Origin of the sequence: Dethiosulfovibrio russensis (genome assembly GCF_021568855.1) — a bacterium.
Taxonomy (GTDB): domain Bacteria; phylum Synergistota; class Synergistia; order Synergistales; family Dethiosulfovibrionaceae; genus Dethiosulfovibrio; species Dethiosulfovibrio russensis.
Genome location: NZ_JAKGUG010000002.1, coordinates 315,900 through 341,719, shown reverse-complemented (window position 1 = coordinate 341,719; position 25,820 = coordinate 315,900). Strand labels below are relative to the sequence as shown.

General features: G+C 56.4%; 21 protein-coding genes and 1 pseudogene. 7 read left to right on the top strand and 15 right to left on the bottom strand.

Annotated elements, in window-relative coordinates:
- Positions 1-38: 38 nt before the first annotated feature.
- From L2W48_RS03385 to L2W48_RS03355, 7 genes are all read right to left on the bottom strand, one after another.
- On the bottom strand, positions 39-707 hold the full coding sequence (locus L2W48_RS03385) for a TVP38/TMEM64 family protein (RefSeq protein ID WP_236099190.1): 669 nt from the start codon (positions 705-707) through the stop codon (positions 39-41).
- Positions 708-709: 2 nt separating this feature from the next.
- Positions 710-2,047: a TIGR04283 family arsenosugar biosynthesis glycosyltransferase gene (locus L2W48_RS03380; protein WP_236099191.1), complete on the bottom strand. Its 1,338-nt coding sequence runs from the start codon at positions 2,045-2,047 to the stop codon at positions 710-712.
- A gap of 49 nt (positions 2,048-2,096) precedes the next feature.
- Entirely contained in the window at positions 2,097-2,840 is a 744-nt protein-coding gene (locus L2W48_RS03375) for an ABC transporter ATP-binding protein (RefSeq protein ID WP_236099192.1), read from the bottom strand.
- Positions 2,837-3,628 (bottom strand): ABC transporter permease, encoded by a 792-nt coding sequence (locus L2W48_RS03370; RefSeq protein ID WP_236099193.1) that lies wholly within the window; start codon positions 3,626-3,628, stop codon positions 2,837-2,839. The genes L2W48_RS03375 and L2W48_RS03370 overlap by 4 nt, the downstream gene beginning before the upstream one ends.
- On the bottom strand, positions 3,625-4,560 hold the full coding sequence (locus L2W48_RS03365; protein WP_236099194.1) for an ABC transporter substrate-binding protein: 936 nt from the start codon (positions 4,558-4,560) through the stop codon (positions 3,625-3,627). Before L2W48_RS03365 ends, L2W48_RS03370 begins: the two co-directional genes overlap by 4 nt.
- Before the next feature lie 267 nt (positions 4,561-4,827).
- Positions 4,828-5,829 (bottom strand): biotin synthase BioB, encoded by a 1,002-nt coding sequence (locus L2W48_RS03360; RefSeq protein WP_236099195.1) that lies wholly within the window; start codon positions 5,827-5,829, stop codon positions 4,828-4,830.
- Between the two features lie 44 nt (positions 5,830-5,873).
- On the bottom strand, positions 5,874-6,971 hold the full coding sequence (locus tag L2W48_RS03355) for a heterodisulfide reductase-related iron-sulfur binding cluster (protein ID WP_236099196.1): 1,098 nt from the start codon (positions 6,969-6,971) through the stop codon (positions 5,874-5,876).
- A 117-nt stretch (positions 6,972-7,088) separates the two neighbouring features.
- Between L2W48_RS03355 and L2W48_RS03350 the strand changes: the two genes are divergently transcribed.
- Complete coding sequence (locus L2W48_RS03350) at positions 7,089-7,889, top strand: sulfurtransferase (protein WP_236099197.1); 801 nt, start codon at positions 7,089-7,091, stop codon at positions 7,887-7,889.
- Between the two features lie 3 nt (positions 7,890-7,892).
- Positions 7,893-8,015, top strand: coding sequence for a hypothetical protein (locus L2W48_RS12995; protein WP_255700374.1), 123 nt, complete (start codon positions 7,893-7,895; stop codon positions 8,013-8,015).
- Between the two features lie 3 nt (positions 8,016-8,018).
- Here L2W48_RS12995 and L2W48_RS03345 read toward each other — a convergent pair whose 3' ends face one another.
- The gene (locus tag L2W48_RS03345; protein WP_236099198.1) at positions 8,019-8,747 is read right to left on the bottom strand and encodes a TVP38/TMEM64 family protein; all 729 of its coding nucleotides are present in this window, start codon (positions 8,745-8,747) and stop codon (positions 8,019-8,021) included.
- Between the two features lie 224 nt (positions 8,748-8,971).
- On the opposite strand from L2W48_RS03345, the gene L2W48_RS03340 reads away from it, so the two are divergent.
- From L2W48_RS03340 to L2W48_RS03325, 4 genes are read left to right on the top strand one after another with little or no spacing between them, the layout of a single operon-like run.
- Positions 8,972-9,583 (top strand): TetR/AcrR family transcriptional regulator, encoded by a 612-nt coding sequence (locus tag L2W48_RS03340; protein ID WP_236099199.1) that lies wholly within the window; start codon positions 8,972-8,974, stop codon positions 9,581-9,583.
- 29 nt (positions 9,584-9,612) lie between these two features.
- Positions 9,613-10,446 (top strand): class I SAM-dependent methyltransferase, encoded by an 834-nt coding sequence (locus L2W48_RS03335; RefSeq protein WP_236099200.1) that lies wholly within the window; start codon positions 9,613-9,615, stop codon positions 10,444-10,446.
- Positions 10,443-12,248 (top strand): ABC transporter ATP-binding protein, encoded by a 1,806-nt coding sequence (locus tag L2W48_RS03330; RefSeq protein ID WP_236099201.1) that lies wholly within the window; start codon positions 10,443-10,445, stop codon positions 12,246-12,248. Before L2W48_RS03335 ends, L2W48_RS03330 begins: the two co-directional genes overlap by 4 nt.
- Positions 12,245-13,975, top strand: coding sequence for an ABC transporter ATP-binding protein (locus L2W48_RS03325; RefSeq protein WP_236116498.1), 1,731 nt, complete (start codon positions 12,245-12,247; stop codon positions 13,973-13,975). The genes L2W48_RS03330 and L2W48_RS03325 overlap by 4 nt, the downstream gene beginning before the upstream one ends.
- A gap of 12 nt (positions 13,976-13,987) precedes the next feature.
- On the opposite strand, the gene L2W48_RS03320 is transcribed toward L2W48_RS03325, so the two are convergent.
- Genes L2W48_RS03320 through L2W48_RS03295 form a run of 6 tightly spaced genes read right to left on the bottom strand, consistent with a single transcriptional unit; the run spans position 13,988 to position 21,630 of the window.
- On the bottom strand, positions 13,988-14,875 hold the full coding sequence (locus L2W48_RS03320) for a fumarylacetoacetate hydrolase family protein (RefSeq protein WP_236099203.1): 888 nt from the start codon (positions 14,873-14,875) through the stop codon (positions 13,988-13,990).
- Positions 14,876-14,900: 25 nt separating this feature from the next.
- On the bottom strand, positions 14,901-15,725 hold the full coding sequence (locus L2W48_RS03315; protein WP_236099204.1) for an NYN domain-containing protein: 825 nt from the start codon (positions 15,723-15,725) through the stop codon (positions 14,901-14,903).
- 41 nt (positions 15,726-15,766) lie between these two features.
- Positions 15,767-17,095, bottom strand: coding sequence for a glycosyltransferase family 2 protein (locus L2W48_RS03310; RefSeq protein WP_236099261.1), 1,329 nt, complete (start codon positions 17,093-17,095; stop codon positions 15,767-15,769).
- 7 nt (positions 17,096-17,102) lie between these two features.
- The gene (locus L2W48_RS03305; RefSeq protein WP_236099205.1) at positions 17,103-18,500 is read right to left on the bottom strand and encodes a TackOD1 domain-containing metal-binding protein; all 1,398 of its coding nucleotides are present in this window, start codon (positions 18,498-18,500) and stop codon (positions 17,103-17,105) included.
- A 5-nt stretch (positions 18,501-18,505) separates the two neighbouring features.
- Positions 18,506-19,555: an HlyD family secretion protein gene (locus L2W48_RS03300; protein WP_236099206.1), complete on the bottom strand. Its 1,050-nt coding sequence runs from the start codon at positions 19,553-19,555 to the stop codon at positions 18,506-18,508.
- Positions 19,552-21,630: a TolC family protein gene (locus L2W48_RS03295; protein ID WP_236114989.1), complete on the bottom strand. Its 2,079-nt coding sequence runs from the start codon at positions 21,628-21,630 to the stop codon at positions 19,552-19,554. Before L2W48_RS03295 ends, L2W48_RS03300 begins: the two co-directional genes overlap by 4 nt.
- Before the next feature lie 370 nt (positions 21,631-22,000).
- On the opposite strand from L2W48_RS03295, the gene L2W48_RS03290 reads away from it, so the two are divergent.
- On the top strand, positions 22,001-25,441 hold the full coding sequence (locus L2W48_RS03290) for a hypothetical protein (protein WP_236099208.1): 3,441 nt from the start codon (positions 22,001-22,003) through the stop codon (positions 25,439-25,441).
- 113 nt (positions 25,442-25,554) lie between these two features.
- Here L2W48_RS03290 and L2W48_RS03285 read toward each other — a convergent pair.
- Positions 25,555-25,820 (bottom strand): annotated as a pseudogene (locus L2W48_RS03285) (hypothetical protein); the annotation flags it as partial.

The following is a 25,820-nucleotide window of genomic DNA, read 5'->3' as shown; positions in this document are numbered from 1 at the left end:
CCACCACGGCGCCGGGGAGACCGGGCCGCCTTCTTCCGTTATTCTCCCCTCTTTTCGCTCAGCGAACCTCTGAGGCCGAGATAGCCCGCCGTCAGGCATATCAGTATCACCACGCAGAGGCTGACGGTCCGCCAGGGTACGCACCCCTCCGTCAGAGCCCTTTTGAAGACGTCCCCTCCGGCCACGTAGAGGACCGTCCCCGGAAGCATGCACAGCCACGACATCAGCACGTAATATCCGAAAGAGACCGAGGTCAGCCCCATACCGTAGTTCACCAGGTTGAAGGGAAAAAGAGGGATGAGCCTCACTATCGCAATGACGAAGAAACCCTTCTCTCGAATCATGTCGTCCAGCTTCACGAATCTAGGGTTTCGGGCCAGCCATCGGGAGACCTGATCCCTGGCCGCGTATCGGGCTATCAGAAAGGCCGCCGCCGCTCCCAGTGTAGACCCTGCGGAGACCACGACGGTTCCTTGAAACACGCCGAAAAGGCTGCCAGCCAGGATCGTTATAGGCCCGCCTGGAACGGCCAGAATCACAGCCACGGCGAACATGGCGGTGAACACCGCCGGAGCCATCGGCCCGAACGAACGAAGGTGTTCCTCGGTAAACCAGCTTTTGTCTATGCCGCACATCCGAAAGACCACGAACAGGGTCAACAGCCCTCCGATTGCGATAGCAAGCCTCACCCTGGAGTTATCCTTCATCGTTACGAACCCCCTTTTATGGAACTTCCGGCCCTGTACCAGGCCGCCAACCTTGACGGAGGGATTCCCATTCCCCAAGCGAGCATTATCATGAAATTGCGCAAGGAGGTCCTGGCCACGCCCAGCCTTTTCCAGCGGCGGACGGAGGTACGGACCACCTCCGGAAGGGTCGTCACCTTCCCGACCCTCGAGGCGGACCTCACCAGCGACACGTCCTCCAGCAGAGGCATCTCGGGAAAGCCCCCCAGGTCGAGAAAAACCGACCTGCGAAGGAAAAGGCCCTGGTCTCCATAGGGCAGAGACAGCCACCTGGACCTGGCGTTGGCCCAGAAGGAGATAGTCGCCATCGATGAGCGGAACTCGGGGTCTTTCAGCTCGCCGCACAGCCCTATACGAAGGGAGAAGGCGCCTAGAGAAACCCTTTCGTCGCTCAAAACCCTACGGACCGATCCGCCGTATCCCCAGGGAAGGACGCTGTCGCCGTGCAGAAACAGCAGAATATCTCCCGAGGCGGCTTCGGCCCCCGCGTTCATCTGAGCAGCCCTTCCCCGAGAAGACCGAACCACCCTTGCGCCGCACAGCTCGGCCGCTTCCACCGTGCCGTCGGTGCTGCCTCCGTCGGAGACTATGACCTCCACGTCCATAGCTCCCAGGGCGGAACGTACCGCACGGGAGACAGAGTCCTTTTCGTTCAGGGTCGGTATCACCACTGAGATCTTTCTACGGGCCCGCTTCCATACGGCCAGGTCCTCCGGCCTGTCAACGTCGCTCAAAACCGGAAGGCTGGCCACCTCGAGGGCCAGGGAACGGGCCTTCTCCAACGTGGCTCGACCCGTCCTTTCGGAACTCCAGGGAATTCCACTAAAAAGTTTACAGGCCCTCTTTCCGGCGGAGTCGAGATTTATGCCGAGACAGTAATATCCTCCGTCGGAGGCCGGTCCCATCACTACGGGATAATCGTCTAGCGACCTCATGACCTTGGGTATAAAAGACGGATCCATGTCGGGACAGTCGGTTCCCACGATCAGCACCTTTTTAACGCCTTCCTCGAGGGCGTCCAAAACCGAAAGCTCCATCCTTCTTCCCAGGTCGCCGTCACCCTGGTCCCTGACGGAAAGATCCTCGCCTAGCCACCTGCGAAAGCGTTCGGGATCCGATCCGGTGGACCTTATTTCCGAGGAACATTTCGCCATCCTAGCTCCACGCATTATGGAAGACAGGGTCCTCTCCGCCATTCGACGATGGAGATCCGACGCGCCATTGGCTCCCAAAGCAGGAATAAGCCTGGTCTTGGCCTTTCCCGGCTCGGGCCATTTGACGAAAGCTACAACTCGGTCCAACGAAATCACCTCCGACAAATCGACTCACGAGACGCCAACGGTACCGCCGTCACCGATCCTTCATGATCGACCGCAACTCGGATCTAACCTCTGTCGGATCGAGACCATCGGTGGACAAGAATGCCTTGATCCCGCCCGGAGATCTATCCATCACGATCACCCGATCGGCTATGGCGGCGGCCTCTCCCACGTCGTGGGTTATGAACATCACGGTGTAGGAATGGTCCTCTATAAGGGAAAGAAGCAATTCCTGCATGGCCTCCCTGGTCTGAGCGTCCAGGGCGCCGAAGGGCTCGTCCATCAGCAGGACCTTGGGCTTCAGTATCAGGACCCTGGCCAGAGCGACCCTTTGCTTCATGCCACCGGATATCTCTCTGGGAAGGTAGTCGGCGAAACGGGACAGTCCGGTCATCTCGAGATGCCGATTCACCTCGGACCTCAGCTCCGACTTGGCCATCCTTCCCTTCGCCCCGAAGGCCACGTTCTCCGCCACCGTAAGCCAGGGAAAGAGGGCGTCTTCCTGAAAGACAACGCATCTGTCCAGTCCCGGCCCCGAGACTGTCCGACCATCCACCGACACGTCTCCCCGGTCGGGAGATTCAAGGCCCGCCACTATCTTCAACAGAGTGCTCTTTCCGCAACCGCTCGGGCCCAAAACGCAGACCAGCTCGCCTTTTTCTATATCGAAGCTCACGTCCGAGAGCACCTCAAGCTCGCCGTTCTTTTCCAGAAAGGCCTTGGAAATCCCTCGAACCGACAGAGCGGCCGGCCCCCTCCCTTTCAGGCGGCTCACGCCATCCTCCGGGCCGAGCGGAAGAAAAACCTCATGGCCGAAGACAGCAACAGATCGCTCAACCTTCCCATAGCGGCTATGACCACTATGCCGACTATTATCATGTCTATCCTTCCCATCATCCTGGCGTCCATTATGAGGGCACCCAGGCCGAAGGGAACTCCGGTCAGCTCCCCCAGAACCAGATACGCCCAGGAGGTTCCAAGCCCCAACCTGAGGCCGCTCATTATCTGGGGCATGGCGGCGGGCAGCAGTATGTCGAAAACGCCCCTTATCCTGCCGACTCCCATGGTGGCACCTACCTGATAGAGTATGAAATCGACGTTCCCCGCTCCTATGGCGGTGTTGACGTACACGGGGAAAAACGACGCCAAGGCCACCAGGAAGACGGTAGTCTTCATGCCCACGCCGAACCACACCATGGCCAGAGGCAGCCAGCTTATTCCCGGCACGGAACGGAGTCCGTTTACAGTGGTTCCCAACAGGCTCCTGACGATCGGGACCCTGCCTGAGACCACGCCCATAGGTATCCCGAAGACGACCGCCGCGGCGAATCCCATGGCGACCCTCCCGGTGCTGGCCGATAGATCGGCTACGAATCTCCCGGCGTATGGGGCGGATCCGACCTCGCCGAAAAGGTAGACCAAAGCGGATTTCCCTATGTCCATAGGGTCGGGCAGCAGATAAGTCGGGACTATTCCGGTGCGGCATACCCAGAACCAGGCGCCCAGAAGACATATCGGAACGATCCAGGGCAGAAAAACAGAGGCCCGGGACCTTTTGGTCAAAGCCCCATCTCCTCCTTGACCCTGCGAACGAAGGAGAGGTCGAAAAGCCTTTCGTAATCGGGCTGGCGGTCTATGACGTGAAGCTCCTCCATCCTGGCGCCGAGTGCCTTGACCCTCTCCACGAAGGCGTCGTCCATGTCCCAGGAGAGCTCTATGTTGGCCGAAGCCTTCTCCAGTATCCGTCTTTCCGTTCCGAAGGAGACCGCTTTTTTCAGCCATACGTCGGGATTGGACCTTAAAAACTCAGTCGCCCTGACGTGAGCCCTCACCAGGTCCATCACCATGTCGGGATCTTCCTCTATGAGCCTCTCCGTGATCAACATTCCGGCGTTTATGGTTCCCACGCTGTCGTCGTAATAGGGATAGGACAGAACACGGCCGTATCCATCGTCAAGGGCGAGGGTGGGGAAGGGCTCTCCGGACAGAAAGGCGTCTATACTCCCTCGGGCGAGGGCGGTTCCCATGTCGAAGAAGTCTATCCTGACCAGGCTGACGTCCTTATCCGGGGACAGCCCGTTACGGGTAAGGGCCTCTCGCAACAGTATCTCGTGCATCGTCCCGGGAACGTAGCCTATCCTTTTACCTCTGAGCTGAGAGATCTCCTCTACAGGGCCGTCCTTTCCCACCACCAGGGCGGAACACCTGTTGCAGAGGGAGGCCACCAGAACGACCGGCTGCCCCATGGAGGCGGAGTGAATGGCGTGAGCGATGGTGGTACCGCACATGCCGAGACTTCCCGCCAGAAGAGCCGTCTTCTGATCTGCCGGATTGGTGAAGGAGAGGACCTCCACGTCTTCGGAGGCGTAATCGCCGTAGAAAAAAGGCTGTATGGTCTGGGCGGTTTTCCAGGTCCCTACCCTTACGGCCTCCTTCGCAGAAGAGACCGCCGCAAAACAGAGACACAGCAGAATCGAAAAGGCCAGCTTTTTCATCTCGACACATCCTTTCGGTATCTAAAAAAACTCACGCCCGAGTTTCCTCGGAGAGGTCGTTTCGTCTCCGCCCTGTCTCGCCCAAACGTATTTCCGATCCGCCTGTTTCGCACCGACCGCCTCGGAGGGCACGTCCTGTGCCCCCTCGGCTTGGGGCGACGTCCTGTCGCCCCATCGGTACTACACGACGGCAGATTCGGAAATACGGGCTCGAACGGGCTCCGCCGAAACGACCTCTCCGAGGAGTAGCGTTTTTAGATATGCCCTTTAGGCGAAACAGTTCGATTTTACGGTCGGATCCCATCCGGTCTCCAGGTGGATACGAGCGCAGTTTTCGACGGTGTTTCCCCTTCCCTTGCCCGTGTCGGCCTCCCCGTCTCTGGGGCTGGACCCCACCTCGGGAAAGAGGAGATTGCCCCCGGCTATCAGAGAAAGAGAGTTGGGCTCGTGGGTGCAGTGGGCCTTCGGAACGGTTCCCATCACCAGCCGGGACACCGCCACCATCCTGGACATCTCCCTCTCGGTTATCATGCCGTATTTCTCCATGGGAGAACCGGGAAAGTTGACCCTCCTCATTACTCCGCTGTAGGTGGCCTCGTATTCTCTCGCCAAAAACATAAGGTCGACTATCTCCTCCGCCTCATGCTCCGGCCCCACAGGCTCGACACAGTTCATCCATCTCAGTCCCACGTCTTTGAGGACCTTGATGGTCTCGATTCTCTTATCCCTTTTTAGAGGGGTATCCCTGCCCTCACCCAGCCGCACCGCGTGGTATGCCCCTACGAAACCGGCCTCAAGAAGGGCCTCTCCCTCCTCGTGAGTTATGTCTCTGGTGTTGGCCACCAGGGGAACGTCGACGTTGTCCCGAAGGAGCCTGCCTACGTGAAGGAGCCGTTCCATGGGGAAGTTTCCGGTGGTCATGAGGTTCAGTGAATCGGCCTTGCGGGATTCGCCGTATCTCGCCCACTCCAGAATCTGATCGTCGGAGAAGTCTATAGACTCCTTGAAGATCCCGGCCTTCACGGTCAGGGAGCAAAAACTACAGTTGAGAGGACAGGGAGCCACGTTCAGCCCTATGTGGAAGTGATTCTCCCCCTTGTTGCCGAAGGTCTCCCTGGAGAGGGTATCGGCAGCTTCCATCAAGGCGTAGGTGTCCTTGGATCTCAAGGGAAGAGCCATCAGATAAAGAGCCTCGTCCCTGTCGATTCCCGAGCCGTCCGAGCCCTTTTTCAGTATTTCCCCTGTTTTAGACGCTATTTTCCAAGTCATTCAGAACCCCTCCGATAAAAAATAATACGCTAAAGTTAAAAAAATCATTTTACGTCGTCGAGTATCGCCCTTCTCAGTTTCCTGCGGTTGGTCCATCTGGACAATCCCGTAGGAGGAGGCGGCGAAGCACCGCCCAGCAGCAACCTCAGGAGATGAACCACGTCGGAGTTGCCTCCCCCTAAAGAGTCCACACAGCTCTGACAGCAGCAGACCACGGTCTCCCCATCACGTCTGTAGCGGGAAATCCTCTCGGACCAGGACGACAGAGCCTCAGGATGGACGATGGGAACCATTCCCCCCGCCCCGCAGCAAAGTCCGCCTTTCGAACCGTAGGGATCGGTACGTATGGACGGGCAGACCTCTTCCGCCAGCCTCTCGACCTCGGCCAATTCCTTCTCGTCGTCCCTGAGGGGACAGGGAGAGTGGAACATGGCTTCCTCCAACTCGGCATGTCGAGAGCCGGACAGGGAGGGGGTATCCCCCAGGCAACCCCATATGGACGACACCTTCACGGGAAGGCTCGACAGGGCCTTCAGACAGTTCGGACAGGCCACCACGATCTCATCCACTCCGGAGGATCTCAGGGTTTTAGCCAGCCCGGACCTTATCCCTTCGGCAACGTCGTCTCGCCCGAGAGACGCGGCGGGAGTTCCGCAGCAACCGACCATGATGCCCATGTCGGAATCCAGGGAACGAAGCTCCCTCCAGGTCATCAGCACCAGCTCCGGATCGGAGGACGCCAAGGCGCACCCCGGGAAAAACAGCCTACGCCCCTTACCCTTCGGGAAGACCGGAGGCGTTCCCATATGTTCCCAGGCCGCCATAAACTGAAACGCGAGGACCCCGGCGAAAAGCTTTCTCATTTTTAAGGACGGCTTTGCACAGGCCCTCTTTCTGAGGGCGGTCATGACGGACCTTAGGTCCGCTTCTACGGGACAGACGCTGGAACAGTAGCCGCAAAGGGAACAACGGAAGGCCCAGTCGTCCTCGATCACGCCGTTTTTAAGAAAATGCGATACTACCTTCCCCGGCCCCTCTTCCAACTGGTCGGACATAATGCATCCCTTGAGACACAGTCCGCAATCGACACATTTATCGGCGAAAACCCGTAATTCCGGGCAAACGGCCTCGTTCAACTTCAACTTTCGACCTCCTCCGATCCACACGGCAACCCTGGTCACCACAGGTTATAATGTGTATAATCCCTTTTCGTAGGGATCGCATGATGATAGCACCTTAATATGAAAGGAGTTACTTAAATGAAGCAAACTCTTCTCCGAGTGTGGTTCGCGTTATGCATGCTGACCATCTCGGCGACCGCTTGGGGCGGAGAGCCGGATCTTTCCGGATTCGTCCACCCCGAGTACTTCATCACGCCGCAGAAGCTCCATTCGATGTTAGGCGACCCCAAGCTGGTCCTGTTGGACGGGAACAATCCGAAGGTATACCGGAAGGGACACATTCCGGGAGCGGTAAACATCGGTTTTCACTTCCTCTCAAAAACGGTAGGAAGACCGGGCGACCCCGGTTGGGGAACCTCCCTTCCAATAGATCGTCTGGAGAACAAATTGAGAGAACTGGGAGTAAACGACGATTCCACAGTGGTTTTATATTCCGACATGTTCAAGGGCCCCGGAGCGGACGGACGCAACTTCTGGCAGTTGAAGATGGCCGGGATGAAGAACGTCAAACTCCTCTACGGCGGACTGCCCCTCTACCGTTCGCTGGGATACGACCTGACGAGAAAGGTGACGAAACCCTCTCCGTCGAACGAAGGCCCACTCACCCTTCACGAATACGATCCGTCCTGGTACACCACCATGGACCAGGTGTACAGCTCCTTGGGAAAGGAACTCATCATCGATACCAGGACCAAAAAGGAGTTCGACGGCAGCACCAACGCCGGAGAACCGAGAGGGGGCCACATAGCCGGATCCGAGTGGATGCTGTGGCTGGACATACTGAACAAAGACGGCAGCACCAAATCGACGGAGGAAATAAAGTCCATCATGAAAGAGAGATTCGGACTGACTCCGCAGGATTCCTTCACCGTTTACTGAACGATGGGCATAAGATCGGGGTACGTTACCTCGGTTCTCAGAGCCGTCGGCTTTGAGCGGGTGAGAAACTACGAGGGATCCATCTACGAATGGGGCGGAAACGAGGACATGCCGATAGAGAAATAGCGTCTATCGATCTCCTGCTCCCGAGGATAGATCGACGCAACTTTCCGATTCCCTGCGATCCCTATAGATCTTTTTCCACAGAGAGACCAAAGCGGTCAAGACGAAAAGCAGGGAAAGGGCCAGGACGAAACGCCTCGTCCCCTCGGTCAACATCCCCCCGACGTAAGAGTAGACTACGGTGGCCGGCAGCTGCCCTAATCCGGTGGCCAGGAAAAACGGCCAGAACTTCATGGAGGTCAGTCCGGCCCCGTAGCTTACGATATCGAAGGACACGAAGGGAAGGAGCCTCGCTACGAAAACAGCGTAGTTGCCGTAGCGTTCGAAGAAGCGGTCTACCCCTTCGAGCCCAGCCTTGGATGTGAGACGCTCAACCGGGCCTCTGCCATACCATTTGGCTATGAAGAAACACAGAGCCGCACCGGCCATGGCACTGACCCAGGACAGGATAGCCCCCTTCCACCAACCGAAAAGCCCGGCGTTGGCGAAGGTTATCAGAAACGCCGGAAGAGGAGCTATAACCGACTGAAACACCATGAGGAAAAAGGACATAACCGGAGCCCAGATTCCGAACGACAGTATATATCCCCGAATAAGGTTCACGTCCAAAAGCTGAAACATCAAGAAAACCTGTTTTATCCAATCTCTGGACGGCTTGAAAGCCACGACCCCGGCTATCAGGATCACCGGCAGACAGACCCTTAAAAGAAACGACCTGTTAAGAAACCTTCTCACAGACGACCACCTCGAAAACTTCATTTTTTTATTTCTTCAGATACACCCTATCCAATAGCTCGTCTTATTCCGACCCCGATAAAATTACACAACCGAATAGAGATTATATCCTCAACGAGAGGTCTCGTACAGCCGTTTGAGCGGGAACGGGCTCTTTGCCTCTTGACATTTTTGTTTATATGAACTAACTTACTGATCGATAAGTAAGTGAGGTGTTTCTAACTATGAGAGAGGGAAAAGCTGCCAGAGACCCGGAGGGGACGAAGAGGGCCATATTGACCGCGGCGGAGGAGGTTTTCGCCGATAAGGGCTTCGCAGGCGCCACGATAAGCGAGATATCCAGAAAAAGCGGGGCCTCAGGACCGTTGATACTGTTTCACTTTCAGAACAAGGAGGGACTGTACGAGGCCGTCAAGGACGGGATAGTCGATCGATGGAGGGATAGGCTTCAACCCAAGCCGGTTCCCGTCGGGGCGGGGCCGGAGTTCGTCTCGGACATGATAAAGGTGGCCTTCTCCTTCTATATAGACAACCCCAGGATGGTCCGAATGGCCAACTGGGGAAGGCTGGAGGGAGACGACGCCCCCTGGGGCGGCGAGGAGGATATCCACCACTGGTACGAATCGTCCATCAAGGAGGCCCAAAGTCGTGGCGAGATAAGAAACGACGTGTCGCCCCTCACGATCACGGCGATGGTGTGCGGAACGGTGCACGTGTGGTGGGAATTTCACGGACACATGGAGGAACACGTAAGACAGGGCAGCTACAGCGAGGTGAAGGACGACGACTATCTCGAGCAGATAACCGCCATCATATTGAAAGGACTGACCCCGTAGATTCGGGGTTGAAGGGAGGCGATTTTCCCATGGGAAAGGATATGTCGGCTCTACCCAGGACTATGCTGATAACCCTCTGGGCCAAGGCGAAGGAAACCGGCATGAAAAGACCGCTATTGAAAGATCCCAAGGCGGTAAAGATGATGAAGGCCATCGACTACGATTTCTCGACTTTCGAAGGGTGCTGGAAATCTCAGGTAGGTGTCGCGATAAGATCGATGATACTGGATCGCGAGACCAAGCGTTTTCTCCGAAACTACCCTAACGGAACCGTCGTTGAGCTCGGTGCGGGGCTGAGTTCCAGAATGGAGCGGCTCGGAAAGAACTCCGCATGGTGGTACGACCTGGACCTGCCTGAGGGAATAGAGACCAGACGGAGGTTCTTTCGGGAGACGGACAGCAGACGATTCATAGCCCGCTCGGTTTTCGACTTCTCCTGGATGGACGAAGTGGAGACCCGGAATGAGCCGGTGCTTTTCATAGCAGAGGGACTTCTGATGTACTTTCCGGAAGAAAAGGTACGATCCCTCCTTGTGGAGCTGGCGAACCGCTTTCCTAAAGGAGAGATGCTGCTGGAGTCCACCGCTCCCTGCGTGGTGGGAAAGGCGAGATGGCACGACTCCCTGTCCAAGATCGACGAGACCCCCGAGTTTTTATGGGGCCCGGAAGACCCGGGGACGATGGCAAGCTGGTCCCGGTCGATAGAGGTCGCAGGCAAGTGGAACTTCTACGACTACGGCGGATCCCGGTGGCGCTGGATGAGGGCCTTCAAGTACATCCCAAAGCTTAAGAGGATGACCTCGTGCCACATAGTTCGCCTTCGCTTCAAGCCGGAGTCGACGGAAAGGAGACGAAACGTATGAGAAAAAAGGGCATGGTCCGACTTATGGAGATAGCCGGAGAAAAAAAAGGGCTTCTGGTGCTTTCCGGCGTTCTGTCGGTTGTGAGCGCCATACTAGCTCTGACCCCCTATCTTTCGGTCTACAAAATACTGGAGGAGCTGATGGTCCACTGGGGCGATCCTTCGAGCCTGGACGGCCAGGCCATGAGGTTCTGGGGTTTCACGGCCCTGGCCGGGGTACTGGCCTCCATGGTCTTCCTCTATACAGGCTACATGGCCTCTCACGTGGCGGCGTTCAGGATCCTCTACGGCCTCAGGGTAAAGCTGGCGGAACATATAGGAAAACTCCACCTCGGGTATCTGTCCCGAACGTCCACCGGAGCGGTGAAGAAGACCCTGGAGCAGAACGTGGAGAAGATAGAGAACTTCGTCGCCCACAAGATACCGGACCTGGTGAGCGTACTGGCAACGGCGGCGGTGATGGCGGCGGCTCTTTTCTCACTGAACCCCTGGATAGCCGGAGCTACGACGGGAGCGGCCCTGCTGGCCTTCTTCGTCCAGAGCTACATGATGATAGGCTCAAGAGGCCAGACCCTCATAAAAGCCTACTACGACTCTCTCGAGAGGATCAACGGCTCGGCTGTACAGTACGTCAGGGGCATGCCGGCGGTCAAGATATTCGGCCGGACCGTCCACTCCTTCCGCAAGTTCTACGGAGACATGATGGACTACTGCCGTCTGGTAACGGACTGGACCGACTCATTCCAAAACGGCTACATCCTATTCAAGACCATACTGACGTCACTGCTGGCCTTCGTGCTTCCCGTAGGGGTGCTGCTCCTCTCCAGAGGAGGGGGCCGTTCCACGGGTCTGACGGTGCTCTTCTCGATAATAATGATCCCCGGACTGACCGCACCTCTCTACAAGATGATGCATCTGTCCGCCACTCTTAGACAGATCACCGAGGGGGTCAACAGAATAGACGACATACTGGACCAACCCGCCGTTTCCGAACCGGCCCGACCGGCCCTGCCTGAAGGACACGACGTAGCATTCGAGAACGTATCCTTCTCCTACGGATCGGAGGACGAATCCACCAGGATAGATGCCCTGAGCGGGCTGTCCTTCTCGGCCAACGAGAAAGAGGTCACTGCCCTGGTTGGACCGTCCGGGTCGGGCAAGTCCACCGCAGCCAACCTGATCCCCCGATTCTGGGACGTCGACTCCGGATCGATAAAGATAGGCGGGGTCGACGTGAGGGAGATGAGGACCGAGGACCTGATGGACAGAGTCTCCTTCGTTTTCCAGGACACCTTCCTGTTCTTCGACTCGCTGTATCAAAACATACTGGTCGGAAGACCCGACGCCACGGAAGAGGAGGTCCACGCCGCCGCCAGGGCCGCCCAGTGTCACGATTTCATAGAGAGGCTTCCCAACGGGTACGACACCCTCATAGGAGAGGGCGGAGTGTATCTGTCCGGCGGAGAGGAACAGAGGGTGGCGGTCGCCAGAGCCATATTGAAAAACTCTCCGATACTGGTGCTAGACGAGGCCACGGCCTTCGCCGATCCGGAGAACGAACACAGAATGCAGATGGCGCTCAAGAGCCTGATAAAGGACAAGACGGTCATAGTGATAGCCCACAGGCTGTCCACCATAAAAGAAGCCGACCATATAGTGGTCCTGGACGGTGGAACTCTGTCCGAGGAGGGAACCCACAGGGAACTTCTGGAAAACCGAGGGGTCTACGAAAGGATGTGGACCGCCCACACCAGCGCCAGGGAGTGGGGCATGGAGAGACCGGCAAAGGCGGAGGCGATATGATGAGATTTTTCGAGAACATAACCGCCGGAGCTCCGGGGAAGCTGATAAAACCCATCTCCTTCACGGTGCTGTCGGACGTCGTAAACGTGGGCCCCTTCGTCATGGCCCTGGGAGCCATAGGGATCCTTTTCGAGGGATTCGGCCCAAACGGCACCCTGGACATCGGCGGGCTGTGGAAGGTCTGCATAGGTCTGGCAGCCTACGCCCTGCTGATATTCGCAGCGGAGATCCCGGCCTACCGGACATGCTACAGAAGTGCCTACTCCGCCTCCGCCAAGGGACGGGCCGCTCTGGCCGAGCACCTCAGAAAGCTGCCTCTGGGATATCTGTTCAGCCGCGACCCCGGAGACATGGCCAACATGATAATGGGAGACTTCGCCCTGCTGGAACAGGCAGTGTCCCATTTCGTGCCTCAGCTTGTGGGGGCTCTGGTGCTGCCTCTGATGGCCTTCGCGGGACTCTGGTTTCTGGACTGGCGAATGGCACTGGCCATGTTCGCCCCTCTGCCCATAGGATTGGTGATACTTGTAGGGGCTACCAGGTTCATCCGCCTGATGGGTGCCAGACACATGAGGGCCAAGATATCCGCCGCCAACAGGCTTCAGGAATATCTCTACGGAATCAGGGTGATTAAAGCATATAACCTTACCGGAGGGCGGTTTCAGCGCCTGGAGAGATCCTTCAGGGACCTCATGAAGGAGAGCATTCGCCTGGAGGGAGGCGCCGGGCCCATAGTGATGTCCGCCATAGCCTGCGCCAGGACTGGTCTGACCATAATGGTCATCACAGGAGTGTGGCTGATGGCCGAGGGAACCCTGAACCCGATGGTCTTCGTAACCTTCCTGGTGGTTGGCTCCAGGGTGTTCGACCCTCTCTCGACGGCCCTGATAAACTACGCCGAACTGCGCTACGCCGAACAGGCTGGAGAGAGGATACTGAAACTCCGATCCGAGCCAGTTATGACCGGGACGAAGGTCCCTCCTCAGAACCACTCCATACGGCTGGACCAGGTGAACTTCGGCTACGGCGAATCGCCGGTGTTGAAGGACCTGTCACTGTCCGTTCCGGAGGGATCCCTCACAGCCCTGGTGGGCCCCTCCGGAAGCGGCAAGAGCACAACCTTGAAACTGATGGCCCGGTTCCACGATCCCGACTCGGGGCGGGTTCTCTTCGGAGGCAAGAACGTGAAGGAGATGGACCCGGAGGCCCTGATGGGAAGGATCTCCATGGTTTTCCAGGACGTCTATCTGTTCCAGGACACGGTGGCAAACAACATAGCCTTCGGCCGCGAGGGAGCTACCAGGGAAGAGGTCGTGGAGGCGGCAAAGAGGGCGTGCTGCCACGATTTCATAACAAAACTGCCAGACGGCTACGATACCATGGTTGGAGAGGGAGGCTGCACCCTTTCGGGAGGGGAGAAACAGAGGATCTCCATAGCCAGGGCCTTTCTGAAGGACGCCCCGGTGGTCCTGCTGGACGAGGCTACGGCATCTCTGGACCCGGAGAACGAGCTGGACATCCAGAAGGCCATCGACACCCTGATAAAGGGGCGGACCGTCGTGGTGGTAGCTCACAGGCTAAAGACCATCTGCCGGGCCGATTCCATAGTGGTCCTGGACCAGGGCGAGATGGTTGAGTCCGGAACTCATAAGGAGCTGCTGGAGAAGAAGGGTCTCTATGCCCGGCTATGGTCCATCCAGGAGGAGTCGTCCGGATGGACCATCTGAAGGACCTTCAGGTCACTCCACCCTGTTGACCAGCCGCCCTATGGGAGGGATCTCGCAGACCACCGTGTCCCCTCTCTTCATGAACCTCTGAGGGGAGAAACCCATTCCCACCCCCGCCGGGGTGCCCGTGGCTATTATGTCCCCCGGTTCCAGAGTCATCCCGGCGGAGATCTCCGAAACCAGGGCCGGTATATCGCGGATGAACATGGCGGTGTTGGAACTCTGGCGAAGCTCGTCGTTGACGTAGCTTCTGACGTCCACCTTCACTGGAAAGGGCAGGGCCGATTTATGGAGTATGACCGGTCCCATGGCTGTGTAGGTATCCAGGCTCTTGCCCCGGAACCACTGGACGTGTCTTTTCTGAAGCCTGCGGGAGGAGAGGTCGTCGAGCACGGAATAACCGAAGACGTGCTCCTCGACCCTCTCCGCCGGTATATCTACACCGGCCTTGCCTATTATGACGGCCAGCTCGACCTCGTAGTCCAGCTGATCGTCCAGATCGAGACGGGCCTCTATTGGCTCGCCGTCCCCAATGATTCGGATCGCCCTCTTGGTGAAGAACACCGGGGCGGAGGGATCGGCGAAGTCCTTCATCTCTCCCTTGGTCTCCTCCAGATGATCCCTGTAGTTGACCCCGACGCAGAGCACGTCGTGGATCGGTCTGGCTATTGGAGGGAGCATCCGGACCTTATCCAGAGATAGAGGCCCGAAACGGTCCGGAGACTCGATGGCCTTTCTAAGAAACTCTATCTCCCTCTCGGAGGACCTCTCTATGAAATCCTGCATGTCCCTATACTCCCGGTCGGGCAGAGCGGACCTGAGGTCCAAAACGGCACCGTCGTCTGCCGTAATGACCCCGATCCCCGTAACTCCTCCAGATTCGAACGCGACGAACTTCATATGCGGCTCCCTCCTCACTCAAACCTTACTGGGCCTTTTTTCTGGTCTTTCTACCGTTACCTCCGTTGCCGTTCCCGTTAGTGGTTCTACGGGCGACTTTTCTGCTCTTGGGCTTGTTTCTGATGTATATCACCCGGGAATGGCCGTCGCTCTGGACCCTCTCGTCCACATCGAATATACCTATGGCGAAGGCCAGCTCTCCCAGCTTGCCGTAGCCGTAGTTTCTGGGGTCGAACTCGGGAGACTGCTTGGCTATGTTGCTACCCACCGTTCCCAGCTGGGCCCATCCAGTGTCGTCCGACGCCGCCTCCAAAGCGGATCGAAGCAGGTTCACGAGTTGGGTATCTCCCTTGAGCTCGTCGGTGGTCTTTCTCTTTATCGCCGAGGGGGAGTCTTCCTTGTTCACCGATATGACCTCGGTGTAGATGAATTTGTCGCAGGCCGACACGAAGGGCTTCGGGGTCTTCTTCTCGCCGAAACCGTAGACCATCAGCCCTGCCTCCCTTATCCTGGCGGCCAGCCTGGTAAAGTCGCTGTCGCTGGACACGAGACAGAATCCGTCGAAACGGTTGGTGAAGAGTAGGTCCATGGCGTCTATTATCATGGCGCTGTCGGTGGCGTTCTTCCCCACGGTGTAGCGAAATTGCTGTATCGGCTGGATCGAGTGCTCCAGCAGAACGGTCTTCCAGCCTCCGAGATTAGGGGTGGTCCAGTCGCCGTAGATGCGCTTGACGCTCGCCACTCCGTACTTGGCCACCTCCGCCAGCAAAGGCTCGGTGATCGACGGCCTGGCGTTGTCGGCGTCTATAAGTACCGCCAGTCTGGGTTGTATGATGTCCAGTTCGCTCATTTATACTATGTCCTTTCCGAAACGGCATAGCCGTTCATCCTCTAGAATTTGCTCTTTTTGGTGACCCACCATGGGGCCATGTTGGTGTCCCTGTGACCTCTTCCCAAAAGCTCCCATAGGGTGGCGAAAGCACCGTATACCCTACAGGCGAAGGCGAAAAGGGGGCTTAGCACTATCCAGGGCATCGTCGCCAGATCCTCTTTCGGTCTCTCCGACAGGAGAAGGACGAAGAGGAGGAACATCACTGCCGTCACAGCCAGGTAGAAGAGGTATACCAAAACGGTTATCCACACTGCGAAGGACAGAGGATAGGCCACGAAAAGATAGGCTGTGTAACAGACTATGAGAAGGGGCATCACCACCTGAAAGAGCAGTCCCGTCCAGAGAAGGGCGAGAAAGTTCTTCCACCCCACCAGTTTGGGAGAAAAGCTCCTCCAGTGTTTTCTGAAATACAGAAACGACAGGTCTCCGTCCCACCTCAGCCTCTGCTTGAAAAAATCCCTGAAAGTATCGGGCACATCGGTGAACCCCATGGCCTCCGGGTCGAATATAATCCTGAAACCGTCGTAACGACCGAAATAATTCTTCACCCTGAGGGTCAGGTCCAGATCCTCGGCGGTACCGGCGTCCCAGCCCCCTATGAGATCCAACACGGATCTGCGAAACACCCCGAAGGCGCCGGAGATATTGTTCACCACGCCGAGAGCGCTCAGTCCCGTCTTGGCCGCCTGTATGGAGAGAAAATACTCTATTGCCTGAAGCCTCGTCACCAGGCCGCTCCGAGCGTTTCGGACCCTGAGACAACCGGACACGCATCCCACCGACCGGTCCTCGAAGTGTCTGGTGGCCCGCTCCACCATATCGTTGTCGAAGGAGGTGTCACCGTCGAGGGCCATTACGATCTCTCCGTCGGCGAAGTTCATCCCGGTGTTGAGAGCGGATACCCTGCCGCCTCTTTGCCACTTGGGGACCACCTGAAGGGATCGGTTGGACAACCTCGCCACAGCCGACTCCATCGACTTGGCCGCCCTGAACGTCTCCCCGTTCAACGCCGCTCCGTCCACTATGGGTATTATCTGAATCCTGCCCGGGTATATCTGACGGGCCAGAGACCTTATGGTATGTTTAACCGCATCTCCCTCGCTATAGCATGTCACGAGACAGGACACCGACGGATAGTAGTCGCTCCGCCAGGGAACCTGGTACATCCGTTCGAGACAATGTTTCAGCACCCCGAGGATTATCATTATGTAGACCGGCATCTCCAGAAACAGCACGAAAGGGATGAACTTGAGGAGAACCTGCCATGTCTCCGGCGAAAGAGGGGCATCCAGGAAAAGAGATACCGCCCTGAAAAGGGGCTCCGGCACGTTCAAGTCAGCTTCCCTCCAGATCTCCGGACAACCTGGCGAGGACGAGGGCCGCCGTGTCCCCCTCGAGCAGATCCTCCGATACGGAGAAAAGAGAGGAGCAAAAACGAGGCTTGGGAACCCCCTCCACCACCACCTCGTCCGCCAGAGCCAAAATCCGCTCCTCCAAAATCGAGGCTCCCTCTCTGTCGGTCCTGGGAAGCAGGAGCCAGAGAATCCCCGTTCCGTTCCTGGTGGACACGTCGGTCCCCCTTATAAGCTGTCTGAGCCTTCCGGCCAGGGAATCCATGAGCTGTGAGGTTCGCTGTCTTCCTATAGACTCGGACATCTCTACTATATTAAAGAAGCGAATTCCCAGCAAAGAGAAAACCTCGTCGGGGTACCGCCGATTGAGCATTATCAGCCAGTCCAGAAACTGGTCGAAATAGGCCGGCACCACGTAGTTCAGCCGATCCAACAGGGCGTAGACGTCGTCGATGGAGCCGACCTTGGCGGCGGAGCGGCCCTTCTCGGTCAGACGATAGCTGTGGATGGAGTCTATCAGCAAATCCTCCGGCTTGGACCTGGTTCGACAGTCGAGGCAATCCACAACCACATCGGCCTCTATGAATCGAAGCCCGCAATCGTTGCAGACGAAGCTCTCCAGAGGGTGGTCGTAGTCCGACCCCAGATGCCTCAACATGGTGCTGCAGAAAGGACATTGGAGGGAGTGTCCACGGAGAAATTCCTCAGTAGGGGCCACTCTTCCGCAGGTAAAGCAGTGGGTGAACTCCTTGGCCGCTATGTCGATGCTGCCGCAACCGGGACATACGTCGACATAGTTGAGTCTCGCCCCCTCGCAGCTGGGACACCTTCTGATCCTGTCCACCAGTGTGCCGTTACCGACAAGCCCTCGCTCCCTCATATTCCTGAGCCAACGAGCCGAATCTCCCTCTCCGCCGAGGAAATCGGCGTCGGGATAGACGTACAGGTCGTGTGAAGTCGGCCGAAGTACCGGCCATATGTCGGAGGTTCTGCCGTAGAGATACCCCAACAACCTGTACTCTCTGCCTTGGCTCAGGGCATCGAGATCTATCTCGGAGACTCTCCGCCTCATCTCCGTGACGACTCCGATAGCCTCCTCCGTCGTGGCAACCACACCGTCGGTCAGATAGACCAGATCGCCGTGAAGCGCGGAGGAACACAGCACCGGAAGCCAAGAGGTGGCGGGCTCCTTGCGAACCTCCGTCAGCATCGACACCAATGCCGACTCTTCCAGGTCCAGATCCAATACCAGACCTCCGTAGTCGCCGTTTATCAGAGCCGACGGAATTTCATAGGGATCGTCCAAATCGACCAGAAGGGACGACGAGATCAAGGCCCCTTCACCGTCGGCCACCAGACGGATCAATTTAGGTCTGTCCATACGGATCACCTCCAGGGAAGACGGAATCCCCAGTGAATCTTCACAGGGAGTCCCTCCACCATCAGATTCAAGGGTATGGTAGAATCGGTCTTAAGGTAGACCTGAACGGTCTGCTTACCCTCGGAAAACGGCTCGGCCAGGGCGGAGGGCAGAGGCCCGGCGATGACCGGTCTGCCTTCTGGATCGGCCTCCATGACGGTCCCTCCGGGAAACCTTACCCTCGCCGGAGATTCCAGGTCGATCATGCTGAGATATCTTGGATCGACGAAAGCAACCACCGACACGGAGTCGGGGTCCCCTAAAGTGGCTATAGGAGCCCCCTGAGCCACCGTCTGTCCTTCTTCGGCGTACAGATCCAGGACTACGCCCGGTATAGGGGAAAGAGTTATCTGTTCCCCCTGGCTCTCCTCCATGGCCCCTAGCTCCGCCTCTATCTGGGCCAGCCTAACGGCGTTTTGAGGGCTGTCGACCGCCGCGGAGGCCACCTCCAGATCCGCCTGAGCCCTTATGACATCTCCCTCGGCCCTGACAACCCTGCCCCGAGCCTCGTTCAGCTCCGCCCTGGTGGCGGCCCCTCTTTCGAAAAGCCACTGCACCTGACTTAAAACATCCCTCTCTCCATCGAGCACCTTTCCAGCCAGAGCCAGGCTCTTCTTTAAAGAACCTTCCTGAGCCAACTGAGGTACCTGGGCCAATATGGCCCGTCTCTCCGCTACAAGAGGAGCCTTGCGGGCCTCCAGCAACGGTTCGACGACCTTGGCGATGAGATCACCCGACGAGAGCTGCTGCCCTCTCAGAACCGGTAGCTCAGTCACCAACCCCGGCCTGGGGCAGTTGACCGATACCTTTTCCATGAAGACGACTCCCGGAGAGGAGGCCCAGAGAAAGCCTAACCCGACCTTGAAGAAGAAAAACAGAAGCGGAGAGGACACCAGTAAAACCACGAAGTACCAACGCCACCGGGGAAAAGCCCTTCTGGCCGGAGCGTACTCTACCTTTATATCCCCCTCTCTGTTGGGGTCCTTGCTCTTCTTGGGAGAAAAGGTGACCTTCATCGTACCGCCTCCTTATAATCCAGCCACGCCTGGACGACGAATCCCCGGAAATTCGAGCGGTCGAAAAGCTCGTCGTAGTAGGAAAGTCGGCTCCACATGGCGGATCTACCCAGGGAACCGTAGCTTTCCTTCGTGGAGAGAACCTTCTCTATGCTCTGGGCCAGAGAGATATGGAGATCTCCGTTTGCTCTCAATATGGCCCCGAACCTCCGGACCACCAGCTCGGCGTCGGTGGAATAGAGCATCACCGCCACCTCCTCCGGGTTCAGCTTTGCCAGCTCAGGGCCGAAAAACGACCTTAGATCTCCCTCGAGATACCTGGGATGTACCGACAGGGATATGGGCAGATCGGTAACGCCGTCTATCAACTCCAGGGTCCTGATCAGCTCTCCGGCCAGCTCTCTCCGTCTGCTCGCCGCTCCCGGTATGGAGTCGGGCTCCAGGTCGAGATGGAGTCCGTCGAACTCGAACGGGGCGAAAAACCTCACCAGATTTGCCAGCTCAACCCTGTGCTCCGGAAGAATCCAGCTCGGATCCCCCAACAGAAGGTCCATCCTCACTCCCCTGCCATCGGAAGCCTTGAGCAAGGCCCTGAGGGAGGCTCTGGCCCCTTCGCTTTTCTTAAAAGCCCTGACCTCGCCTGAATTGAAGGAAAGGAGCACCCTGTCGAATCCCTCTTTTATCAAACGATCGAGCTCGGAGCCTCTGGTTAGACTGTTTAAAAGAGGTTCGGCCCGCCAGACGTAGACCGACGCCGAGGGTTTTTTAGCCGCATCGGTCTTAGGGGTGATCTCGACCGGTCTCGGGACAGCCCTGCTTTCGATCGTTTTAGGGCCGTCGCCCAGCCAGGAGGGGTCCAGAATATCACTGTTTTCCTCGAACAGCCTCAGGGGATAGGCCCTCTCCTCCGGGGCGGAGGGAACGAACCGTCCCATCTCCACCAGTGCCTGCAACGCCAGAAGCTGGGCGTCCATGAGGTCCAAAGCTGCTCTCAGATAATCGTAACGGCTTCTCTGGAGGGCTTCCAGTGTGTCACCGGAGATACGACCGTACCTGAGTCCGTTCTGTCTGACCGCCTCGGCCGCCCCTCTGGCCCTGGTGACCCCGAAGCGAACCGATCCCAGGGCGTACTCCAGAAGATACTGGGAGTCTATAAGCTCGCCGTCCAGCCTTATACGATCCAGAAGGTCCTCCGCCCGGCGGCGTTCAAGATCGGAACTGGCGGCCAGAAAGGTCTCGTCCTCGTCGGATCTCAAGCTTCCAAAAGGCTCCAACACGTTCACCCCTACATAGGCCCCCGCTCCAGTTGCCCCGGGGAAGTCCCGTCCGGTGGTAACACCTATCTCGACGGACCCCTCTCTGCCCAACCTTTCCGACAGACCTAGAATCCTTCGATAGAGTTGTTCCCGTGCTTCCTGGTAGCGAACTCCGGCCAGATGCTTCACCGACAGAAGCTCTCCAAAGCCATTTCCGTCCCAGTCCGGCAGTGTCGGCTTCATGACCTCGTCTCCCACGGTCCAGGAACGACCGGTGGCCTCCCTTATAAACTGAACTGCCTGAGCCTGAGTCCTTCGAGAGGCTATCCGATCCCTCAATACCAAATCGTAGGCGGAGGAGAACTCCAACCTGTCCGATTCCAACAGCAGACCGTCCTGGGTCCTGTCCGCCAGAGCAGCCTCCACTTTCTCCCTGTCCGCCAGAAAGGCATCCATGAGCTTTCTCTTGCCGATCTCGCCCCAGAGAACTATATAGGCCTTTCTAAGGGCCGTCACATTAACCTCCGTGACCCTCTCGGCGGAGATACGACCCTCCATAGAACGAAGCTTAGCCTGTAGCAGACCTATCTTCTCCCTGTTCCAGGTTCCCAGGATGGGAAACGTGACTCCGGCCCTGAAGGTCAGCTTTCCATAGGAGATCTTCTCCTCCGACGTCTCCGAGGCCGGTTCGTGGCTGTAGCCGTAGTTGACCCCGGCGAATAGCTTCGGCCCCATCTCCTGGAGAACGGACCTCTCCAGATGTTCGTCCCTGGCGAGGGCGTGCAGGGCAGCGAGAACCTCCGGCCCCTGACTAACCATTGTCTCCAACTCCGCCAGACTCGGCAGTGGCAGCCCTTCCGCCGAGAAAGAAGGGCCAGAGTGTACAAAAAGAGATAAAACCAAAATAAAAACGCTAAGTAGACGAAAAACCAAGACAGCCCCCCCCATCCGCTATTTACATCGACTCTTTTATAAGTATAAAGCCTTGAATGAAATAAACGAAGGGGCTCATCTATGAACCAGCACAGATCTCACGTTTCCTTGAAAGGCTTAGCCGTCTTCCTTTGAACGATTCTCCTCGATATTTTGATGCAAAAAGATCAGACGTCATCAGAGACACGTATTTTCCTAAGGGGTATAATAGTCTTTATTTTAGAAACTAAGTTTACTTTGTTTGGAGGGAGTAGGTTTGAAATTATCTAAAAGATACGGAGCCTGGTCGGCTTGGGCTCGTTTAGCGTTGGTATTAGCGTTTATCGCGACGTTTACAGGTCCATCTCTGGCAGCAGATCCACCGGGCAATACCGATCCTTTTGCCGCTGCACCGCTCCTTCTTCTGGACCAAGAAATGGTTATCTTGTCTCAGAATAAAAACGACGACAACGACGTTATCAGCGACGTGTTTCTACCGAACATAGTCTCTGACGACAATGGCAACAGGGTGGAATGGTCCGATTTGAAGGATAAGAGAGAGTCGTGGTCGAAGAAACCACAACTTCTGGAAGGCAAAATCGGCGATGCCGCTGTCCTTATAAGAGACAGTACCAACGGCCAATTCTTGGCCCAGGTCTGGAACGATCTGACCTTCTCCCTGGCACCTATCGACTCCGTCAACGGATATGGGACGGAGCTCTCTCGCCATAAGCTGTCCGGCGATGGCACCGGAGTTGTGGCGGTTGCCGGAGATATCGACGGGAACAGGGCCACCGAGCTCGTGTTCGGATATCGCAGATCCGACAGCCAACCTTGTATCGTCGCCTTAGCTGTGGAAAATGGGGACCCTGTCGTTTTCGATGGAACCGGTCTGCCCGAGGTCAGCGATAAATCCGGTCTTCGGATAACCACCGGGGACTTGGACCACGACGGTAAGAGCGAAATAGGTGCGATGTACGTCTCCGCCGACGGCAAGTACGTCGTAGCTCTCTTTAACGCTCAGGTCGACTCGGAGGGAAAGATCAAGGCTCTCAACATCCTGGGATCCTATTATCTTGACGTAACTCCTTCCAAGGGTCTCTATGGTTCAAGTTTATTCGACATAGCGTTGCCCGACTGGGACGGAAACGAGAAGGCAAAGGTCTTCTGCGTCTTTAGACCGTCTATCTCCCCGAACAAGGCTAGAGAAACCCGCCTTATGAACGTAGAGATAAAGGATGGTAAGGCCGTTTTCTCCGTGGACACGAGGTTTTCCAGAGATTTCGCAGGGAGGTTGTGGGATGGCAATCCCGATCCTGTCCGAGCTATCGCCGGCGATATGGGAGGAACAGGTAAGGACGAGATTCTTTTCACCGTCAATCCCACCAGTCCTAGCCAGGCCGTACTTGTCGGGGTATACCATAAGAACGATGGATCCCCCGGTTTCTCCGGCGCATCTGAATTCGATAGGTCTCACGGCGGAGACGAGGTCCATCTCAAAATAGGCAGCTTCACCGGATCCATGTGCCCTTCGGCGTCCGGCAAGAACAGGGCTCAAGCTGTCCTGACCTTAGGCAATACGATATATCTGGTGACGCTCCAAAACGGAAGTATTAGCCAGAAATCCATGGTTGAATATCCATCTGGAGCTCTCAGGCACAGCCAGATATTGGTGGGGGACCTCGACAAAGACAGCATGTTGCTCGGTTACCCGACGCACATAGTACTGGAAGATAACGTTACGCCTATCCTATTCCTCGACGAACCTCCCAAGCATATCGATCCCGATAGTTCCGGGAAGGTCGTTAACTACACCAGACAAGACGATCTCTACGTTCAGTACTCCGAGAGCGAGGAGAAATCCAAGGAAACCACCAATACCCTTACGGTTGCGAACAATATCGGTGGATCGATAAGCTCCAAGACCAAGGTGGGGATCAATCTCGGAGTCGCTAAGGTCGGCGTTTCGGTTAAAGCGACGTACGAAAGATCTACTAAAGAAAAACAACAGGATATAGCGAAAGAATTCTCCTCCATGACTGCCTCTCTAGCCGGAAAGACCGAACGGGACGACTTTGTCCTGTATCGATCCCACAGGATAGATATATGGCGCTATCCCGTGCTGGGATGGATGAGCGAGGTAGAAGGGCTCTCGGAAAAGAAGCCCACCTACTACCAGATGGTCATTCCCGATTCCAGGGCCGAGAGCCAAGCTATACACTTTATGGCAGGTCGAAACGTAGACTGGTATCATCCGGTCCATATGAACGGCAGCGTTCTGTCCTATCCGTCCTACATGGCTCAGATAGAGGATCTGAAGGACAAAGACCTTCTCTCCAGTCTGGTCGTCCTGGACGTCGGCGGAGGGAACAGTTCCAGAAGAAGCATAGAGTGGAAAAGTCAAAGCTCCAAAGATAGCCTGAAGGCCGTCAGCAACAAAATGGGTGGAGATGTGGCGGTTCAGGTTACGGCCAAGGCAAAATATCTCGCCGTAAAGGCGGAGACGACCATAAAGGGGACCTTCCATAAGGATAAAAGGACCGATACGACCGAAACCTCCAAGACCTCGGTGAGCAAGAAAAACGCTTTCGATGTCCGAGTCCCTTCCATATCCTCTCCCTTGGGGTACTCAGTCACTCCAATGATGTATCGAACCGAAGGCGGCATCCTGAAGACCGTCCACACGGTGGGAAATATCGCCGGAAAGACGGCGTGGGAGGGGCTGTACAGCGGAAAGCCCGATCCCTCTTTAAACCTTCCTCGTATGTGGCAATACGAGGAAAAAGGCTGGAAATGGAAGGATACCTCGAGTAGCAATCCCGATGCCAGAAAGATTCGAGGCATCTTCTTCCGCAACGATAAGGGAGCGGACCTTGGTAAATTCCTTACACTTGGAGACACCGTAACAATAGCCCTCAGGGTCCATAACCTAAGCTTGGTAGACTGCCCTCCTGTGGAGGTTAGTTTTGAGGCCGTTCGCTACAACCCCGATGGAAAGCCGATCTCCATAGGGACGGTACGGACCCCCGCCATTTCCCGTTGGGGAGATAAAGAAAAAGCCAATTGGGACTGGGCTACGATACAGTGGAACACATCGGGGATGGAGGCCGGTAACTACAAGATACGGGTTTCAGTAAACTCAGGCAAAGACAGCGTAAAAGAGCTTCCTCTTAGAGCTTACAAACAGAGCTACGATAACAACCAAGGTTGGTACGATGTCTGTTTGGCCAAAGACCCCAATAAGGAAATAGAGGAAATGGGGATACCTGAGGAGGATATAAACCAAAACCTAACTGCTCTTCATCTTAAGCTAGACAACTTACCTAGCAACGGAGCTTTCTTTGAACCTGGGGAAGTCGTCGTTTTTCGTGGAGGCGTCAAAAACGAAGGGGTTATCAGTAAGGGGAATATATCCCTCTTCCTGTACGACGGTGATCCTGCCAAGGGAGGCAGTGCTTTTGCAAATCCCATAATATCAGGCATCCAGCCCGGCGAGGATTATTCGTTGGTGATAGCCCATGCATTCGACGCCTCGGTTCCCAGCATGATTTACATGAAGATAATTCCAAACGAAGGGGATTCACCGGAAGACAACGTAGTGAACGTCGTTATCCCCGTAGAGAATAGTTCCGGAGGCTGCTCCACAGGCTCATTTGGCAGCTTGGGTATCCTTTTTATCGTCGGGATTCTCCCTTTGATGGTTAGAAGAAGACACTAAGGGAACCTCTGGAAACTTGATATCGGTTACCTGAGCAAATCGACTGTACAATCTGTCGGATAATGCGTAAAAATAGGAGGCCCGATCGGGCCTCCTATTTCTTCACCATAAAATTATCCGTCCGTTTCGGCTCTGTACCTATCGGGGTTTTGGCTCATATCTCTTACTTTATCGATGTCCAGACCGGTCAATTCACTGATGGTTTCGAGATCCATGCCCTTTTCGATCATCCTCATTGCGGTACGAGCAAGAGCCTTACGTAACCCTTCCTGTCTGCCTTTTTCGATGCCCTTTTCGATGCCCTTTTCCATTCCCTCTCTGCGACCTCTGTGTATTCCTTTTCTAAGACCCTCTTTTTCCCAGGCCTTTGTCCAATCTC

What these genes read in the sequence shown, in the direction of transcription:
- L2W48_RS03295 (WP_236114989.1), bottom strand. Translation starts at nt 21,630, where the DNA reads ATGGTTAGTCAGGGGCCGGAGGTTCTCGCTGCCCTGCACGCCCTCGCC.
- L2W48_RS03350 (WP_236099197.1), top strand. Translation starts at nt 7,089, where the DNA reads ATGAAGCAAACTCTTCTCCGAGTGTGGTTCGCGTTATGCATGCTGACC.
- L2W48_RS03340 (WP_236099199.1), top strand. Translation starts at nt 8,972, where the DNA reads ATGAGAGAGGGAAAAGCTGCCAGAGACCCGGAGGGGACGAAGAGGGCC.
- L2W48_RS03335 (WP_236099200.1), top strand. Translation starts at nt 9,613, where the DNA reads ATGGGAAAGGATATGTCGGCTCTACCCAGGACTATGCTGATAACCCTC.
- L2W48_RS03360 (WP_236099195.1), bottom strand. Translation starts at nt 5,829, where the DNA reads ATGACTTGGAAAATAGCGTCTAAAACAGGGGAAATACTGAAAAAGGGC.
- L2W48_RS03330 (WP_236099201.1), top strand. Translation starts at nt 10,443, where the DNA reads ATGAGAAAAAAGGGCATGGTCCGACTTATGGAGATAGCCGGAGAAAAA.
- L2W48_RS03385 (WP_236099190.1), bottom strand. Translation starts at nt 707, where the DNA reads ATGAAGGATAACTCCAGGGTGAGGCTTGCTATCGCAATCGGAGGGCTG.
- L2W48_RS03300 (WP_236099206.1), bottom strand. Translation starts at nt 19,555, where the DNA reads ATGAAGGTCACCTTTTCTCCCAAGAAGAGCAAGGACCCCAACAGAGAG.
- L2W48_RS03305 (WP_236099205.1), bottom strand. Translation starts at nt 18,500, where the DNA reads ATGGACAGACCTAAATTGATCCGTCTGGTGGCCGACGGTGAAGGGGCC.
- L2W48_RS03320 (WP_236099203.1), bottom strand. Translation starts at nt 14,875, where the DNA reads ATGAAGTTCGTCGCGTTCGAATCTGGAGGAGTTACGGGGATCGGGGTC.
- L2W48_RS03325 (WP_236116498.1), top strand. Translation starts at nt 12,245, where the DNA reads ATGATGAGATTTTTCGAGAACATAACCGCCGGAGCTCCGGGGAAGCTG.
- L2W48_RS03365 (WP_236099194.1), bottom strand. Translation starts at nt 4,560, where the DNA reads ATGAAAAAGCTGGCCTTTTCGATTCTGCTGTGTCTCTGTTTTGCGGCG.
- L2W48_RS03315 (WP_236099204.1), bottom strand. Translation starts at nt 15,725, where the DNA reads ATGAGCGAACTGGACATCATACAACCCAGACTGGCGGTACTTATAGAC.
- L2W48_RS12995 (WP_255700374.1), top strand. Translation starts at nt 7,893, where the DNA reads ATGGGCATAAGATCGGGGTACGTTACCTCGGTTCTCAGAGCCGTCGGC.